This window comes from Paenibacillus sp. J2TS4 (assembly GCF_018403245.1).
In the GTDB taxonomy this organism is placed as follows: domain Bacteria; phylum Bacillota; class Bacilli; order Paenibacillales; family NBRC-103111; genus Paenibacillus_L.
Map to the genome: position 1 here is coordinate 427,930 of NZ_BOSH01000003.1, position 16,180 is coordinate 444,109.

Below are 16,180 nucleotides of genomic sequence, written 5' to 3' on the forward strand. Positions count from 1 at the left end.
CCGTTATCACCGTCCTTTCATCCGTTCACAGGCAGCTTGGAGGGCGAGGGCACAGCCTCAGGCAGGGCCCCGGCTTCCATCTGCAGCCGGAACAGCTTGCGGAAGAAGCCATCGCTCTCCATCAGCTCCCGATGCGTGCCCTGCTCGACGATTCTCCCTTCTTCCAGCACGATGATTCGATCGGCGCGCTGAATGGACGAGAGCCTCTGGGCAACGATGAATGTTGTCCGTCCTTCCATTACCTCTTCGAGCGCTTCGTGAATCGCAGACTCGGTCGCCGTATCGACACTGGCTGTCGCTTCATCGAGAATGAGGATCGGCGGGTCCATCAGAATCGCTCTCGCCAAAGCGACCCGTTGTCTCTGGCCTCCGGACAAGCCGACTCCCCGTTCGCCAATCATAGTATCGTATCCATCCGGCATCGTCAGAATGAAATCGTGAATTTGCGCCTTGCGGGCGGCCCATTCGATCTGCTCCTGGGCAGCCTCGGTATGCCCGAACGCAATATTGTCGCGAATCGTCGCCGAGAACAGGAATGTTTCCTGAGGGACAATGCCGATTCTGGTTCGCAGCTCCTGCAGATTATATTCCTGAATTGCCCGCCCATCCAGGCGGACTTGCCCGGAAGTGACGTCATAGAATCGGGCCATAAGCTGGATCAGGCTGCTTTTGCCGGAGCCGGTCGGTCCGAGAATAGCTATCGCCTGCCCCGGGCGTACGCTGAAGTTGAGCTGCTCCAGTACAGGCCGTGATTCATGCTGGGCATCTCCCGGAAACCGGAAGGTAACGTTATCAAAATCAACATACCCTTGAAGGGAGCCGGCACTGATTCCGCCCCCGGGCGGGGATTCAATATCGACGGGCGTATCGAGAATTTCGAACACCCGCGGCGCCGCCTTAATCGCTTGCTGCATAATGTTAACCAGCCAGCCGAGCATGTTCAGCGGCCATATAATTCCCCAGGCATACCATTGAAAAGCGGTCAGTTCCCCAATGGTCATCTCCCCCTTATAGACATAAAGACCGCCTACCCAAATCATGAGAAGAAAAATGATGCCGCCGTAAAAATTCATTAGCGGAAACGAGCGCGATTCGATTTTGGCCCGGTTCATGTTGGAATCAAAATTGGTTTCATTACGGTTGCCGAATTTGGACTTTTCCAGCTTCTCCTGAGCAAACGCTTTAACTACGCGGATCCCCGAAATGTTTTCCTGCAGAGTGGTGGTCAGTCTGCCCATTTGCTCGCGAATGTCGCTCCAGGCCGGCCCCACCTTCCTATTGAATTGCCAGAGGGCCAGAATGAGGAGGGGGACAGTCACCATGCTGATCAAGGTGACCTTCCATTGGATAAGCAGCATGACGGCAATCGTCCCGATAAAGGTGATCATGCCCGTGACAATTTGCATGGCGCCGAATCCGACGAAATTTTTGACCGCTTCGATATCTCCCGTCATCCGCGACATGATTTGGCCAGTCTGCGCTTTATCGTAGTAACCAAACGATAATCGTTGCAAATGGCTGTAAAGCTGCCGTCTAATGTCAAAAATGACGTTCTGCCCGACCTTTTCCTGAGAGTATCCCTGCATGTACATCGCTGCGCTTTTGACCAGCTGTCCGAAGGCGAGCAGAAGCGAGTACAGAATGATGGCCTGCATGTTCCTCTCGGCAATACCGACGTCAATGGTCTTCATCAATAACCAGGGAGCGAGCAGATCGAAGCCTATCCCGAAGATCATCGTCAAGGTCGCCAGCGTCACCCAACCTTTGTAAGGAAGAATGTAGTTGAACAGTCTGATAAAAACACGCAAAAGGGATCCCTCCTTGTTCTGATTTGCAACCTAGGTCAAAGGCTCATTCAACATAATAAAAGACCAGAGTCCATTCGAGACTGCGGTCTTCGATTTGGAAAATATATCCTGATATTATCATCGCCCCGGACAATTCGGCAATAGGGAATTATCGTTATATTTAATTTTTAGCAAAAAGCTCAAAAGGGCTGGAATTAAGCGTAATTCATGGGATGGAAAAGGGCCCTGTCTAACACGATGGTGACTGGAGGGCAGGAAGGAAAGCCCAGGCGTTGCCGGACTAAGCAAAGTTAAATTATGAAGGAATATAAAGTGGAACAAAGTCATTGTAACACGAACGTATATTCTGTACAATAGAATCATGGCAAAACATCGCGAAATAACCCCGCAAAGTGAGGTTGGCCTTCGAAGCGTATTCCGTCCGCCCCTGACAGGGTCGGCGTTTAAACTTTCCACTAAACGCGGTCGCACTTCCTGCTTTGCATCGAAAAAGGTTTATACATTACTTTGCGGGGAGCCCCGAAACTTATAAATTCTATAATGTAGAACAAAGACCGGAAGAAACCGAAACAAAGGAGAACTATAGATGAATCAATTGACGGGAAAGCTTTCCTCCATAGCGGAAATGATCGACTGGCTTCGCCAAAGTCCGGAATTTATGGAGCACGTTTCTTACTGGCACACGATTCCGCCAAGGGAGGCTCAATACTCCCCGTTCCCGGAGGAGCTTCTGACAGATATTCAGGATGCGCTGAGAGAACGGGGAATTTTCCAGCTGTACAGCCATCAGGCCGCTTCTTTCCAGGCCGTCCGCCAAGGCCGGCATACCGTTACAGTGACGCCTACCGCCTCCGGCAAAACCTTATGCTACAATTTGCCGGTCCTTCAGAGAATATTGGAGGACGACAGCTCCCGCGCCCTTTATTTGTTTCCGACCAAAGCGTTGGCGCAGGATCAGGTTGCGGAGCTGAAGGAAATTGTGGATGCGATGGGCGCGGACATTAAGACCCATACCTATGACGGTGACACGCCTCCGACGGTCAGGCAGGCGATCCGCAATGCCGGGCATATTGTCGTGACGAACCCGGATATGCTCCATTCCGCCATTCTTCCTCATCATACGAAGTGGGTGAAGCTGTTTGAGAATATTCAATATATTGTTATTGATGAGGTGCATTCCTATCGCGGAGTCTTCGGAAGCCATGTGGCCAATGTCATCCGGAGGTTAAAGCGGATTTGCAAGTTTTATGGCTCTTCCCCGCAGTTCCTGTGTGCTTCCGCGACGATCGACAACCCGCGGGAGCATGCCGAGAGATTGATCGGGGAGCCGGTCGAGCTGATCGATAACAACGGGGCTCCGGCCGGGGAGAAGCATTTTGTCTTCTACAATCCGCCGGTCGTCAACCGTCAGCTGGGCATTCGCAGAAGCAGTGTGCTCGAGACGAGAAAAATCGCCGGCAGTCTGCTGAAGAACGGCATTCAGACGATCGTGTTCGCCCGCAGCCGGGTGAGGGTCGAGATTTTGCTGACGTATTTGCAGGATACGGTGCGGCACGAGCTCGGGACGAAATCGATTCGCGGGTATCGGGGCGGTTACTTGCCCAAGCTGCGGCGGGAGATCGAGAGAGGGCTCCGCAGCGGTGAAATCCGCGGCGTCGTCAGCACGAACGCGCTCGAGCTGGGCATCGACATCGGGCAGCTTCAGGCCTGCGTGCTGAACGGGTATCCCGGCACGATCGCCAGCACGTGGCAGCAGTCCGGGCGGGCGGGAAGGCGCCAGGAAAGCTCGGTCACGGTTATGGTGGCGAGCAGCAACCCGCTCGATCAATATGTGATCCAGAATCCGGCGTATTTCTTCGAGAAGCCGCCGGAAAGAGCGCTGATCCATCCGGAGAATCTGATCATCCTTGTCGATCATATTAAATGCGCCGCCTACGAGCTGCCGTTCGAGGAAGGGGAATCCTTCGGAGGCGAATCGCTCGCTGACATATTGGAATTTCTGACGGAGGAGCATATTCTGCATCGGGTTCAGAACCGATGGTACTGGATGGAGCAGTCCTTTCCCGCTCATGATATATCGCTGCGCTCCGCTGCTCAGGAGAACTTTGTCATTATCGACATCACCTCCGGCAGCCGCGTCATCGGGGAGGTGGACCGCTTCAGCGCTCCGACCTTGATCCATGAGGAGGCTATTTATATTCACGAAGGAGTGCAGTACCAGGTCGAGAAGCTGGATTGGGAGGAGAAGAAAGCTTACGTCCGCGAGGTTAACGTCGATTATTTCACGGACGCATCCTTGGCGGTCCAGCTTAAGGTGCTGCATCTGCATAAGGAAGAGACGCTGCCGGGCATCGTCAGGCAGTTCGGAGAAGTAACCGTTAATGCCAAGCCAACGATATTTAAAAAAATAAAGCTGCGCACTCATGAGAATATTGGCTCCGGGCCCATTCATTTGCCCGAAGAGGAATTACATACTAGCTCGTACTGGTTTACGATTGACGACGAGCTGGCTAGCACGATGTCCGTTAACGATATGCAATATGCTCTGCTTGGGCTGGCCAATGTGCTCATCCACATCGCTCCTTTGCATTTGATGTGCGATCCGCTGGATATCCGCGTTGTTCCGCAGGTCAAGGCTGTCCACAACAAAAAGCCGACCGTATTTTTCTATGACCGCTATCCCGGAGGTGTCGGCTTAAGCGAGCGGCTTTATGATGTGCATGGGGAACTGCTGCGTCAAGCGGCGGATTTGATTACCCGCTGTACCTGTTTAAGCGGATGCCCCGCCTGTGTCGGACCGATAGAGGAAGTGGGGCTGACCGGCAAGCAATTGGCGATGGGACTGCTGACAAGGATGGTGAGTGACCGATGAGCTTATTGAGGGAACGGCTTAACCGTTTAAAAAAGACACAAGCGACCAAGCCCGTGGCGCCTTCACCCGACAAACCATCTGAGGCCGCAGAGATCTCCCAAAGGATGGCTCCGCCTGAAGGGAGCGATCCTAAACCTGCTTCGGCTGAAGCTCCCCCCGAAGAAGCTGCTCCGGCAGCAGGCTGGGAGCGGTTGGGGGCGCGGTTTGAAAGCAACGAATGGGGAGGCTTTCTCATTCGGAAGCACAGCTATCCGGCCGGCCATCGGCATGGCCGTTATCCGCTTGGCAAGCTGTCCGAGGTCTGCAGCGAGCTGGCAGAATTGGCCGGCAAGGCGGATCTGCAGCCTGAGGAGCTATTGTTCTTTGATACGGAGACGACTGGGCTCGGCATCGGCGCGGGCAACGTGCCGTTCATGCTCGGCATTGGCTACTATCGGTCCGGACAGTTCATCGTTGAACAGATGCTCATCCGGAATCCTGCGGAAGAGATCGCGATGCTCGCCTATTTTAATCGGCTGTTGGCTGGGTTTTCCTGTCTCGTTACTTACAACGGCCGTACTTTCGACTGGCCGATCATCAAAAATCGCTACATTTTAAACCGGATGGAGCTGGATCAAGAGCCGCTCACCCAGCTCGATTTTTTGTACGCCTCACGCAGCCTCTGGCGCAATACGCTGCCTGCTTGCCGGCTGGGGATTGTGGAAGAAAGCCGTCTCGGCCATATTCGTGTGGATGATGTTCCCGGTTCGCTTGCTCCGACGCTGTATTTCCGGTACTTGGCAGAAGGAGATCCGTCCATACTGGAAGGAGTGCTGGATCATAACGAGCAGGATGTGCTATCGCTGGCAGGTCTGGCCATCCATTTTGGCAAAGCGCTGCGCGGTGAACTGGAACTGACCGGGATGGAGGCAGAGGAGCTGTACCGGCTTGGCAAGTGGCTGCATCAATGGGGACGTCCGGAACAGGCCGATCGGGCATTCGAACGGCTTCTTCTCTCCGAATCCCGGGACGCGGACGAATTCCGCCTCGAGTTGGCGGCTCTGTATAAGAAGAAGGGAAAGTATGATTTGGCCCTCCCGATCTGGAAGGGATTGGTGTCTCGTCCTCCGTGCGCCTCTCAACTGACGGCCATTGAGCCGTATATCGAGCTGGCGAAATATTATGAGCATAAGGAGAAGAATTATGGCGATGCTCTTGCTTATGCCGAAGAGGCCTATCATATTGCCTGGAGGAGAGAATCGCTTCTTCGCCGTGGCGCGAAGCATCAGCCTCTGTTGGAGGAAATCCGCAAGCGGGTGGATCGGCTGAAAACGAAGGAAATGCGCAAAGCGCTGGAGGAGCTTCATGACATGCGTACAGAATACTCGCAACTGGAGTTACGTGTTGAGGATGCGTGAGCCAACGGGATCAGCCCGCGGATTAACGTTTATTCTTCCATTAAAGGGGACATAGCTTAATATATTGCAGGCGATAAGGAATTCGCCGTATGCATAATATTGACATGAGCTAGGAGGGCTGCCGCATGCCCGAATTACCGGAAATGGAAACTTACCGAATGCTATTAACGAAGCTGGTCGTAGGCAAGCCTATTACGGATGTCCGTGTAGGCAGACCGAAATCGATCAATGTGCTCCCGGATCGGTTTCATGGAGAATTGGTCGGCCGGACCATTATGGAAATCCAACGCCGCGCCAAATATTTAATTTTCCGTTTGGACTCCGGAAGCAGCTTGCTTCTTCACTTGATGCTCGGAGGATGGATGCATTTTGGCACGGAAGCGGATAAGCCGGATCGCAACACGCAGGTCGAAATCGACTTTGGCGCAGGCACGCTGTATTTTATCGGACTGAGACTGGGCTTTCTGCATCTCCTTACAGAGCCGCAATTAAGCGAGAGATTGGGAGAGCTTGGACCCGAGCCGTTAGCGCTGGACTTCAGCGAAGCGACATTCCGCGAGCGGCTGCAAAGCAAGAAAGGTGCACTGAAGCCGTTATTGACCAACCAACAGTGGATTGCCGGAATTGGAAACTGCTATTCCGACGAAATCTGTTTTGAAGCAGGACTGCTGCCCACCCATAACAGCGGAGAGATCGGTCCGGATGTGGCATCCGCGCTCTTTCGCTCGATGCGAACCGTGCTGCAACGAGCCATACATAAAGGCGGATATATGGAGAATCCGCTTTATTGCGGGGACGGGTTGACCGGGGGCTACAACGATGCCTATCTTGTATATGACAGGGGCGGGGAAGCGTGCTACCGCTGCGGCCATTCAATCGTCTCGGATCACCTCTCTTCACGCAAAGTGTTTTACTGCTCCAACTGCCAGCGGTAAAAAAGCAACGCCACCAATGGTCTGATGTAAATAGTAACACCAACGGCTCGTGGTAAATAGCTGACGACAGCGGTAGATAGGATCTGTAACGGTAGTGGTAATTAGAACGCAAAGGTCAGGGATAGAGCAAGAATGTCTGCGAAAGGAGAATTCCCATGCGCTTGGGCAGCCATATCAGCATACGCCGCGGTTATTTGCAAGCGGCCAGAACAGCTACCGCTATCGGCGCGAGCTGCTTTCAATATTTCCCCAAAAATCCGAGAGGATTAAGCCTCAAATCATTCGATGCAGCGGATGGTGCCGCCTGTGCTCAATATTGCCGGGAACAGGATTTGATCTCGGTCGGGCATTCTCCTTATCCGGCTAATCTCGCTCTGGAGCCTTCTCCCTTGCGGGAGGCGGTTATCGCCTCCTTGATCAATGATCTGGAAATAGCGGAGTGCTGCGGCTCCGCAGGGATCGTTGTCCATTTTGGCAAATTCAAGTCTAAAGATCCGCTGCAAGGGTATCGCTTTATTATTGATACGCTGAATGCTGTCCTTAAGGATTGGACGGGGAAGGCCAAGCTGCTTATCGAGAATCAGGCAGGGGAAGGAGCGGCCATGGGAACGACCCTGGAGGAGCTTGTCCAAATCCGCAAGCTGGCGGACCATCCGGATAAGATCGGATTCTGCTTGGATACGTGCCACGCCTTTGCCAGCGGGCTATGGAACGGGCGCAACTGGCCGGAGCTTGTCGAGAGAGGAGGAGAGCTTGGCTATTTTGACCAATTGCAGGTCGTGCATTTGAATGATTCCGTCTATCCGAGCGGATCGAGGAAGGACCGGCACGCCAACTTTGGCCAAGGGAAAATCGGGGAAGACCATTTGCTAGAATTTTTACTGTCCCCTCCTATCCGGACGGTTCCTGTCATTTTGGAGACCGCTGCAGGATCTGATCATACCCATAGGGAAGAAATAAAGTACATTATAGAGGCTGTTCAAAGAGCACTCTAAACCCGTTCAGTTATCCATTCCCAGGAAAGGTCTGGTCATCAGACGAGTTCCAAGCTACAATAAAAGGGTAGGTGCCGGAAAAACACAGATAAGTTGGTGAACTGATGATTGAATTGAAATCGATTTATTTTAAAAGAGAAGAGAGACAAATCCTTAATGACGTTAATTTAGAGATCCGCGAAGGGGAGCACTGGGTGCTTCTGGGTAAAAACGGGTCCGGCAAGACGACGATTCTCGAGTTAATTAACGGCTACCTTTTTCCAAGCTCGGGTTCGGTTCGTGTGCTGGGCCACCCTTATGGTCAATGTGATGTGCGCGAAGTGCGCAAGCAAATCGGCTATATCAGCCAATCCTTGTTCGAGAAGCTGACTCCCGGAGATCCGGTATGGGAAGCGGTGGCGGCGGCCGAGTACGGATATTTGCGGTTCTATGAAGAAATCCCTCAGGAAGCGATAGATAAAGCCCGGGTCATGATCGATAAAGTAGAGCTGGGTCATGTTGCGGACCAGCCGCTCGGCACACTATCCCAAGGGGAACGCAAAAAGATCTTACTCGCTCGAGCCCTGATGACCGACCCGGCAGTCCTCGTAATGGATGAGCCTTGCTCCGGATTAGACCTGTACGAGCGGGAGAAGCTGCTTCAATCGATCAATGATCTTCAAAACACTGGAGTATCGATACTCTATGTAACTCATCATATCGAAGAAATCATGCCTATTTTTACTCATATCGCTCTTATTAGTGAAGGCAAAATCGTGGCGGCGGGGCCAAAGAAAGAAGTGCTGACCGAACAAAATTTACGGAATGCTTACGATGTTCCCGTTACGCTCGAATGGAATGGCGACCGTCCATGGATTCAGGTCGTTCCTAACGGTTCAGCCGCTCCCGCCTCTATATAGAACAGGACAGCACGCTGCCCTAGGACCAGCTTCTCCCAGGAGGAAGCTGGTTTTTCAGTTTAGGGTGGCCGATCATCCTCAAAGGGTTCCAATGGAAGGTTTCGGCCAGCGGCTATCTGGACCGGCCATCTTTACACCATCTTGACGAATTAATAGTTTTCGCATAGGCTTAATTATATTAACCTCTGGTGTAAGGAAGAGGATGACTAGAGTAAAGGATGGGGAACGATGGCACGTACGAAGATTGAGCATGTGGGTGTTATGGTGGCGGATATGGAGAAGTCGATCGCTTTCTATGAAGAAGTGATCGGTCTGCAGTTGAAAGATAAGATCACTCATTCCAATGGTGTCTTGAAGCTAGCATTTCTCGGGTTTGACGTGGACGGAGAGACGGAGATTGAGCTGATCGAAGGCTATAACGACCAACTGCCGCAGGAAGGCAAAGTTCATCATCTGGCTATTACTGTAGATAATGTGGAAGAGGAATGGACTAGAATCAAGAGTCTGGAACATGTGAAGTTAATCGATCAGGAAATCGTAGTTCTGCCGAACGGCTCCAAATATTTTTTCTTCCATGGTCCCGATGGAGAATGGATCGAATTTTTTGAGTCTACCCGCTAAATTGCATCTTGCCGTCCACTTGCCAATTGGCATGTGGACGGTTTTTTACTTATTAGAAATTATAACTCCACTTTCGGTGCGACCAAGCCTAGGTCGTGAAGTTTAACAGGTGGAAAACCCTGCTTGGAAAGGCTAATGCCAAGCTTGGAACCTTGCAATGACTGGAGAGGGAAGAGATCAGGCACCTTGCTTTTTTTCGCCTGGGAGAAGGGTAGCGTCTAACTGTATTTTATGTAGGTAAATTGAAGCGAATGGGGCAAATGGACTAGACTAGATGGAAAAACTGCATTTAAAATGGAGTATTTTTGCTGATATCCCTCTTTTTGCACAAAATAGATGGAGGTTTTCCACTTAGATTTCGTTTTTAACCTCAACGGAGCAAACTAGCTGCATGAAATCCATTTAGTTGTCCTATTTTGCGAGCATTTTGCCATCTATGTTGAGTTATAAGTTTCGGGGCTCCCCGCAAAGTAATGTATAAACCTTTTTCGATGCAAAGCAGGAAGTGCGACCGCGTTTAGTGGAAGGTTTAGACGCCGACCCTGTCGGGGGCGGACGGAATAGGCTTCGAAGGCATACGTCACTTTGTGGGGTATGTTACAGGGCTCCCCGCAAAGTAATGTATAAACCTTTTTTGATGCAAAGCAGGAAGTGCGACTGCGTTTAGTGGAAGGTTTAGACGCCGACCCTGTCAGGGGCGGACGGAATAGGCTTCGAAGGCCACACGTCACTTTGCGGGGTTATTTTAAATTATAAGGATCTATAAGAATCACACTTATAATCATGCTTATAATTCACCGCGAAACGCCAATCTGTCGTAAAGGACGGCGATAGCCGTTTACGCTTGCTTATTGACAATCTATGTGTACTACTGCAATAATACATACAAGGAAGAAGGCAGGTGAAGCTTGTGTGCTGAATTTTTACGAGTTAAAGCTCAATAATAAAGAGCCCGTCTATATACAGACCGCCATGTATGTTAAACGGCAGATTCTGTTGAAGAGGGCGGTCTCGGGAGATAAGTTGCCTTCCCGACGTGAAATAGCGGCGCAGTTGAATATTAATCCTAACACGGTTCAGAAGGCTTTTAAGCTGATGGAGGAGGAAGGGTATGTACACACAAGCGGCAATCAGGGGAGTGTCATTTTCGTGGATGAAGCGATTCTGACCCGCATCGAAGAAGAGCTTACTCAAGAAATGGTCAAGGAGTTCATCGACTCGGCCAAGGAAATTAATTTATCGTTCAAGAAAGTAGTCGATTTAATAAGCGAGCTCTGGGAGCAAGATTAATTTTTTTGTCCATAGTGTATTAGTCGTATAGTACAAGGAGGGGAACAAAAGTCAAAATGAAACTAAAAGGATTTTACCGGTTATTGAATTATGAATTCTCCTTGATGCTCCGGGCCGTCCTGCTTCTTAGCCTCGGAGCGATCCTTTCGCCGTTAATGTTTCTAAATGTGGCGATGAAAGACTACACGATGTACTCGGTTCATGAACGTTTTGAAGATCTATACGTATCATCGGGCTGTGTCATTGTCTTTCTTATTTATTTTGCCTCGTTGTGCGCTTTCTTCGTGAAAACCTTCTATGCCGGCTACTGGGGGAGCAAAAGCATCTATACTTTCTTAACCTTGCCAGTCAAAAGGGAAGTGGTCTATTTTAGCAAGCTATCCGCCTTTGCGATAGGTGTCATGGTGCTGCTTGCGGCTCAGCTCATTAGTGTGTGGCTCGGCTATGAAATGGTGGCGGCCAAGGTCGGAGAGTGGGAGGGAGGAAAATTTGTAATGGCGAACGGTCTGTTTTTGGCCTTTATTCGTTCCGCATTTTTACGGATGGTGCTTCCTCTGAATATTAACGGATTTCTATCGTCTGTCAGCATTCTGTTGACGATGATTACCGGTTTTTATTACGGGGTTCTATGTGAGCGGAGCAAGCGCTATTGGGGATTTATTTTTATTGTGGCTGCAGTTGTTCTATTAATTAATGTCATTAGTTACCGGATGACTCCGCCTGCTTATTATGTTGTCTATAAAAATTTGTATTTGACGTCCGGCATGCTTTTCCTGTTAAGCGGATTTTTCATGTGGCATAGCATCCGGCTCATTAAACGAGGAGCGATCGCCTAGGAAAGGGGGAGGCTGAAGTGGATTATTTGAAAAGACATCTGGCCATTCCGATGCTTATGGCCGCTTTGGTTATTGCAGCAATCGTATTTATGAGAATTTATACGGCCAAGGAAGCGGGAACCTTTGAATTGCGAGACCTTTCCGGTGACCGCTCTGCCCTTGAGGACGTAACGATTAGCGGGGACTTGCGGGATGGGTACCACCGCACTCATTTTTCCATTCAAGGAAGTCTGGTGGAAACAGCTACCGAAATTTATGACAACGTTGCGGGAAGATTCTCCAATCGCTATTCACCGGGAGCCCCGAAAATCATTGATGGGATTCAGCATGAGGCAAGACCCTCATTTGTGGGAACGTTCGATTTCGATATAACGTATGAGGATAGAAGGAATCTTAAAAATATAACTTCCGGCACGGGCTATGTCAAAACAGGTTTGACCTATCATGATCCAAGGAAGAGCGAAAATATTGGCATGATTACGGACAATATGGATACCTCTATCATTACAGGGACGAATACGAATAGCGGGTCTGGAACGAGTACGGAAGATTCGTCCAGGCAGTACTTCTTCATGAATCACCTGAATTACGGGATTACGAGGATCGGTGATAAAGTTTATTTTACGGTGCCCACGACAAGCGATTATACGGGAACGAATGGGATATACGAGATTACGGATTTTACTGTCGGAGGGTTTAGTCGTCCCAGTGAAAAAGCCGCTAAGGAACTGGTAACTATCGATCTGGATAACAACAGAAAAGAAGGGGCACCCAAGATTGAAGTGCTTGGATTGGAGGCGGTTGGCGATAAATTGGCACTGATTCTAGCGGAAGATAACAAACTGACGCTTCGGAGGTTCGACAGCCGTAGCGGAGCGGAGCTTGGCAAAGTCACTATGGATGATATCGCAATCCAGGATAATGCAAGTTTTCCCGCTGATTCCAAGGAAGAGACGCATTATGCGGCCTATGAGGCGCATATCGATCACGATGTGCAAGTGATAAATTTGATCCTGAGCAGGGGGCCTTCGGAGCCCGATGATGTTAAGACTACGATGCTGAGCTTTGATTTGAGCAATGGCATCAAGTGGATCGATACTGTTAAGGAGAGCTATCCGAGAGAAGAAATAGACCGCTTTTACGACACTACTCTGATCAGCCACCGCCAAGGCAAGCTTTATGTTGTTAAAACGTTGATAGAAAGTGAAGAAGAGAGCCAAGTTCCTTATGATATTGTACGTCCTAAACATCTTATGATCTATGTTTATGAGAATGCGAAGCTGGTTTATAAGGGTGAACTGGTGACGGATATGAATGATGATATCATCCGGGTGATGAATTTACCGCCTTCGACCGGGGGCTTCGGGTATGACGAGTTCGATTACCGTCATTTCGATAACCTAAAGATCGAGTAGTTATGTCCGAGTGAGCGGGTTGGAGAAAAACAGGATGATGGAAGACGAGTAAGATGGAAGATACGCAGGATGCAGGATGGAATCAACAATAGGTGGAGTGGAGAGTATCCATAGCTTGCCCAAAAAGGATAGCGGGGGAGAACGATGATTGAGCTCAAATTTGTGACCAAAAAATATGCCGGGGGCCATTACGGGATGTACTGGGAGAACCTGACGATTCCTGGCGGGGAAATCGTCGGTATTCTGGGGGAGAACGGAAGCGGGAAAACAACGATGCTCAAGGCGATCATGGGGATAGGGGATCTCCAGAACGGCGAAATTAGGATAGACGGCAGGCCGGTCACCGAGCAGTATGAGAACATGGCTTTTATTACGGAGGAGGGAAGCTTCCTGCCCGATCGGACTCCTTATGAGTATGCAGATTTTTTAGAAGATTTTTTTCCGAATTTTGATAGGAAGCGGTATGATAAGCTGTTAAAGTTTTTTAAGCTGGAGCGGCATGTGGCGATCAAGAAATTTTCCAAAGGGGAGAAGTCCAAACTGGAAATTTGCGCTGGGTTTTCTAAAGGCGCCAAGTATATCTTGATGGATGAACCGTTTCTGGGCAAGGATATGTTTACTCGACGAGACTTTTTGAAGCTGATGGTCTCCAGTCTGAAAGGCGATGAAACGATTCTGATCACTACCCATATTATAGATGAGATCGAAAATGTGCTGGACCGGGCGGTTATCCTGCGCTATGGGCGAGTGAAGGCCGACTTGTATATCGATGACCTTCGGGAGCAAGGCCGAAGCTTGGCAGACGTTATGGCCGAAATATCAGGCTATGAGGAAAATAAATATAAGGAGATCTTTGAGTAGGGGACCTTCCCGATGTTCCGTAACATCCGTAGCTTGTAAAAAAGCTCCGTGCGACGCAAAATGCCTGCGAAACTACAGTTTTATTTATCGAAATCGGTTGCATGGAGCAAAAGCCTGCAAAACTACAGGAATTTCAATTAATATGGCTTGTAAGTACACATCCGAGTAAAAATTCATGTATTTTCGCAGGAATTTTCTTTGGCTGGCCCACGCACAGCTAGAATGGATGTAAAATTGCAGTTTTATATGATTCCGTTCTTTATCAGGCGCTGGCTTCTTTACTACGTACATGGGGTCAATTCCATGTTTGGAGGTGAAGTTAAATGACCCCATTGGAGTTGGCGCAGCGACAGGAAAAAACTGAAGTCATCGAAATGATTGAGGAAAAACTCGGTGAGTCTTCTTGATTTACGAAAGCTTACGGTTTTTTAAACAAAAAGGTCGGATATTTAATGTTTTTTTCTGTTTTTGCCCTTTATACTGGAGATAATTTCTATAGTAAGATTTGCGGGGAGGCCAGGAATGTGGGGGAAGCCAAGATATTTGAAAATTAAGCATAAACTATTCCTAATATTATTTCTCGGTGCTTTCATGGTCAGTACACTTAGCTGGATTGCGGTTAACTTATCTTTTAAAATTTATGATGGTCAGATTTATCGCGAAGCCGCTGAGAAATCTTATTTATATATGCGCGATATCGAAGAAAAATTAAAAAAAATCGAGCAGTTGTCGTTCACGATCTCTTCCGACCCTGCTATCCAACAATACCTCAAATTAATTAAACAGATTCCAGATTCCTATGATTCCATCAAAGCTGCTAAAAATTTGCAGGAAAAGCTGATGGTATACCCCTTTTATCAAGATTATATCACTTCCATCGAACTGATCGATACTTTCGATAGACAGCATGGAACGGGGAGAAAGCCTTATCAATTCAATTCGGACAGGCTGCAGGAAATCAAACAAATCGCTTCCCGCAATGAGGGCGCCAATATATGGGGAGAACCTATGGAACCCGTGGAAGGTGTGCTATCGATTAGAGAAATTCGGGAAATTTCCAATTTGAGCCTGGACCCGTTAGGAGTGCTGGTTATTCGCTTGAATCCGGATAAATTGAGCTCCTTTGCTGAATACGGCGAAGAGTCGGAAATATTATTGTTATCCGGAAGCCATTTGCTTTTTTCAAGGAAAAAGCATGGAAAGTCGTTGGACTTCCTGCCCCTAGAAGGGAGGCAGGGCTACAAGATTGAAAATGTGGACGGTAATAACTATTTAATTGCCTATGCAACTTTTGATTATACAGGCTGGACCTTTGTCAATCTAATTGCATACGACAGTATATTTCGAAAAATTTCGATCATGAAATCTATCATGATTTTCTTTTTTATCATCATTTTTTTATCGATTCTTTTCATTACTATGAAGTTTGCCAAAAGTATTACAAGACCGATAGAAAATTTACAGAAAAAAATTAAAATAGTCGAACAGGGTCAATTTGTTGTTGACGCTCAGGAGGAAGTGAACAGCAGAGATGAAATCGGACATTTTAGCCGCAATTTCGACAAAATGATAGGCAAGATCGATAGCCTGATCAAGGAAAATTATGTTAAACAATTAATGTTGAAGGAAGCGGAGTACGAGGCGCTAAGAGCGAAGATGAATCCCCACTTTCTGTACAATACGCTTGATTCTATCAACTGGCTTGCTAAGAGAAAGGGAGATATGGAGATCTCCAGAATTGTTAAAGCATTGGGGGACTTGCTGCGAAGCACATTGCAGAATAAAGAGTTCATCACGATAGATGAGGAGATTTCTTTGTTGGAAAACTACATTTCTATCCAGAAGTTCAGATACGAGGAGCGGCTGGAATGCCACATTCGTGTGCAGGAACAAATGGGGTCATTCCTGATTCCAAGTCTCATTCTTCAACCTATAGTAGAAAATGCGATTCGTTATGGTGTGGAAGGAGGGGATGGCCGATGCAGGATTGTCATAACCGCAGAAGAAATAAACGGTCTCCTTATTATTTCCGTTAGCGATACTGGACCAGGCATGGATCCGGATTATCTGATCAAACTCAGTATGGGCGAAATAAATCCGCGAGGTTCGGGGATAGGTTTGAGAAACATTAATGATCGAATCCAAATGATCTATGGGCACCATTACGGAATTCAAATTGATAGCGGATCGGATGGCGGGACCGTTATCCAAGTTCATCTCCCTATAGGGAAAACGGAGGTAATTAGCTGAT

The 16,180-nt window shown here is 48.8% G+C and carries 12 protein-coding genes; 11 read left to right on the plus strand and 1 reads right to left on the minus strand.

Going from position 1 to position 16,180, the window contains the following annotated elements; all coding sequences use genetic code 11:
* Positions 1 to 17: 17 nt before the first annotated feature.
* On the minus strand, positions 18 to 1,808 hold the full coding sequence (locus tag KJS69_RS09225; protein WP_213583430.1) for an ABC transporter ATP-binding protein: 1,791 nt from the start codon (positions 1,806 to 1,808) through the stop codon (positions 18 to 20).
* 586 nt (positions 1,809 to 2,394) lie between these two features.
* On the opposite strand from KJS69_RS09225, the gene KJS69_RS09230 reads away from it, so the two are divergent.
* The 11 genes from KJS69_RS09230 to KJS69_RS09280 all read left to right on the plus strand — a co-directional run bounded on the left by KJS69_RS09230 (position 2,395) and on the right by KJS69_RS09280 (position 16,179).
* Entirely contained in the window at positions 2,395 to 4,680 is a 2,286-nt protein-coding gene (locus KJS69_RS09230; RefSeq protein WP_213583431.1) for a DEAD/DEAH box helicase, read from the plus strand.
* The gene (locus KJS69_RS09235) at positions 4,677 to 6,077 is read left to right on the plus strand and encodes a ribonuclease H-like domain-containing protein (RefSeq protein ID WP_213583432.1); all 1,401 of its coding nucleotides are present in this window, start codon (positions 4,677 to 4,679) and stop codon (positions 6,075 to 6,077) included. The genes KJS69_RS09230 and KJS69_RS09235 overlap by 4 nt, the downstream gene beginning before the upstream one ends.
* 125 nt (positions 6,078 to 6,202) lie before the next feature.
* Positions 6,203 to 7,012, plus strand: a complete 810-nt coding sequence (locus tag KJS69_RS09240; protein ID WP_213583433.1) for an Fpg/Nei family DNA glycosylase — start codon at positions 6,203 to 6,205, stop codon at positions 7,010 to 7,012.
* 155 nt (positions 7,013 to 7,167) lie between these two features.
* The gene (locus tag KJS69_RS09245) at positions 7,168 to 8,007 is read left to right on the plus strand and encodes a deoxyribonuclease IV (RefSeq protein ID WP_213583434.1); all 840 of its coding nucleotides are present in this window, start codon (positions 7,168 to 7,170) and stop codon (positions 8,005 to 8,007) included.
* A 104-nt stretch (positions 8,008 to 8,111) separates the two neighbouring features.
* Positions 8,112 to 8,906, plus strand: coding sequence for an ABC transporter ATP-binding protein (locus KJS69_RS09250; protein WP_213583435.1), 795 nt, complete (start codon positions 8,112 to 8,114; stop codon positions 8,904 to 8,906).
* Positions 8,907 to 9,134: 228 nt separating this feature from the next.
* Entirely contained in the window at positions 9,135 to 9,527 is a 393-nt protein-coding gene (locus KJS69_RS09255) for a VOC family protein (protein WP_213583436.1), read from the plus strand.
* A gap of 912 nt (positions 9,528 to 10,439) precedes the next feature.
* Entirely contained in the window at positions 10,440 to 10,817 is a 378-nt protein-coding gene (locus tag KJS69_RS09260) for a GntR family transcriptional regulator (protein WP_213583437.1), read from the plus strand.
* A gap of 56 nt (positions 10,818 to 10,873) precedes the next feature.
* Entirely contained in the window at positions 10,874 to 11,653 is a 780-nt protein-coding gene (locus KJS69_RS09265; protein WP_213583438.1) for a hypothetical protein, read from the plus strand.
* Between the two features lie 17 nt (positions 11,654 to 11,670).
* Positions 11,671 to 13,068 (plus strand): hypothetical protein, encoded by a 1,398-nt coding sequence (locus KJS69_RS09270; RefSeq protein ID WP_213583439.1) that lies wholly within the window; start codon positions 11,671 to 11,673, stop codon positions 13,066 to 13,068.
* Positions 13,069 to 13,212: 144 nt separating this feature from the next.
* Entirely contained in the window at positions 13,213 to 13,929 is a 717-nt protein-coding gene (locus KJS69_RS09275; RefSeq protein WP_213583440.1) for an ATP-binding cassette domain-containing protein, read from the plus strand.
* A gap of 522 nt (positions 13,930 to 14,451) precedes the next feature.
* Positions 14,452 to 16,179: a cache domain-containing sensor histidine kinase gene (locus KJS69_RS09280; protein ID WP_213583441.1), complete on the plus strand. Its 1,728-nt coding sequence runs from the start codon at positions 14,452 to 14,454 to the stop codon at positions 16,177 to 16,179.
* Position 16,180 lies beyond the last annotated feature (1 nt).

Bases quoted from the DNA above. Each gene is read 5' to 3' on its own strand.
- KJS69_RS09230 (WP_213583431.1), top strand. From the start codon at position 2,395: ATGAATCAATTGACGGGAAAGCTTTCCTCCATAGCGGAAATGATCGAC.
- KJS69_RS09235 (WP_213583432.1), top strand. From the start codon at position 4,677: ATGAGCTTATTGAGGGAACGGCTTAACCGTTTAAAAAAGACACAAGCG.
- KJS69_RS09240 (WP_213583433.1), top strand. From the start codon at position 6,203: ATGCCCGAATTACCGGAAATGGAAACTTACCGAATGCTATTAACGAAG.
- KJS69_RS09245 (WP_213583434.1), top strand. From the start codon at position 7,168: ATGCGCTTGGGCAGCCATATCAGCATACGCCGCGGTTATTTGCAAGCG.
- KJS69_RS09250 (WP_213583435.1), top strand. From the start codon at position 8,112: ATGATTGAATTGAAATCGATTTATTTTAAAAGAGAAGAGAGACAAATC.
- KJS69_RS09255 (WP_213583436.1), top strand. From the start codon at position 9,135: ATGGCACGTACGAAGATTGAGCATGTGGGTGTTATGGTGGCGGATATG.
- KJS69_RS09265 (WP_213583438.1), top strand. From the start codon at position 10,874: ATGAAACTAAAAGGATTTTACCGGTTATTGAATTATGAATTCTCCTTG.
- KJS69_RS09275 (WP_213583440.1), top strand. From the start codon at position 13,213: ATGATTGAGCTCAAATTTGTGACCAAAAAATATGCCGGGGGCCATTAC.
- KJS69_RS09280 (WP_213583441.1), top strand. From the start codon at position 14,452: ATGTGGGGGAAGCCAAGATATTTGAAAATTAAGCATAAACTATTCCTA.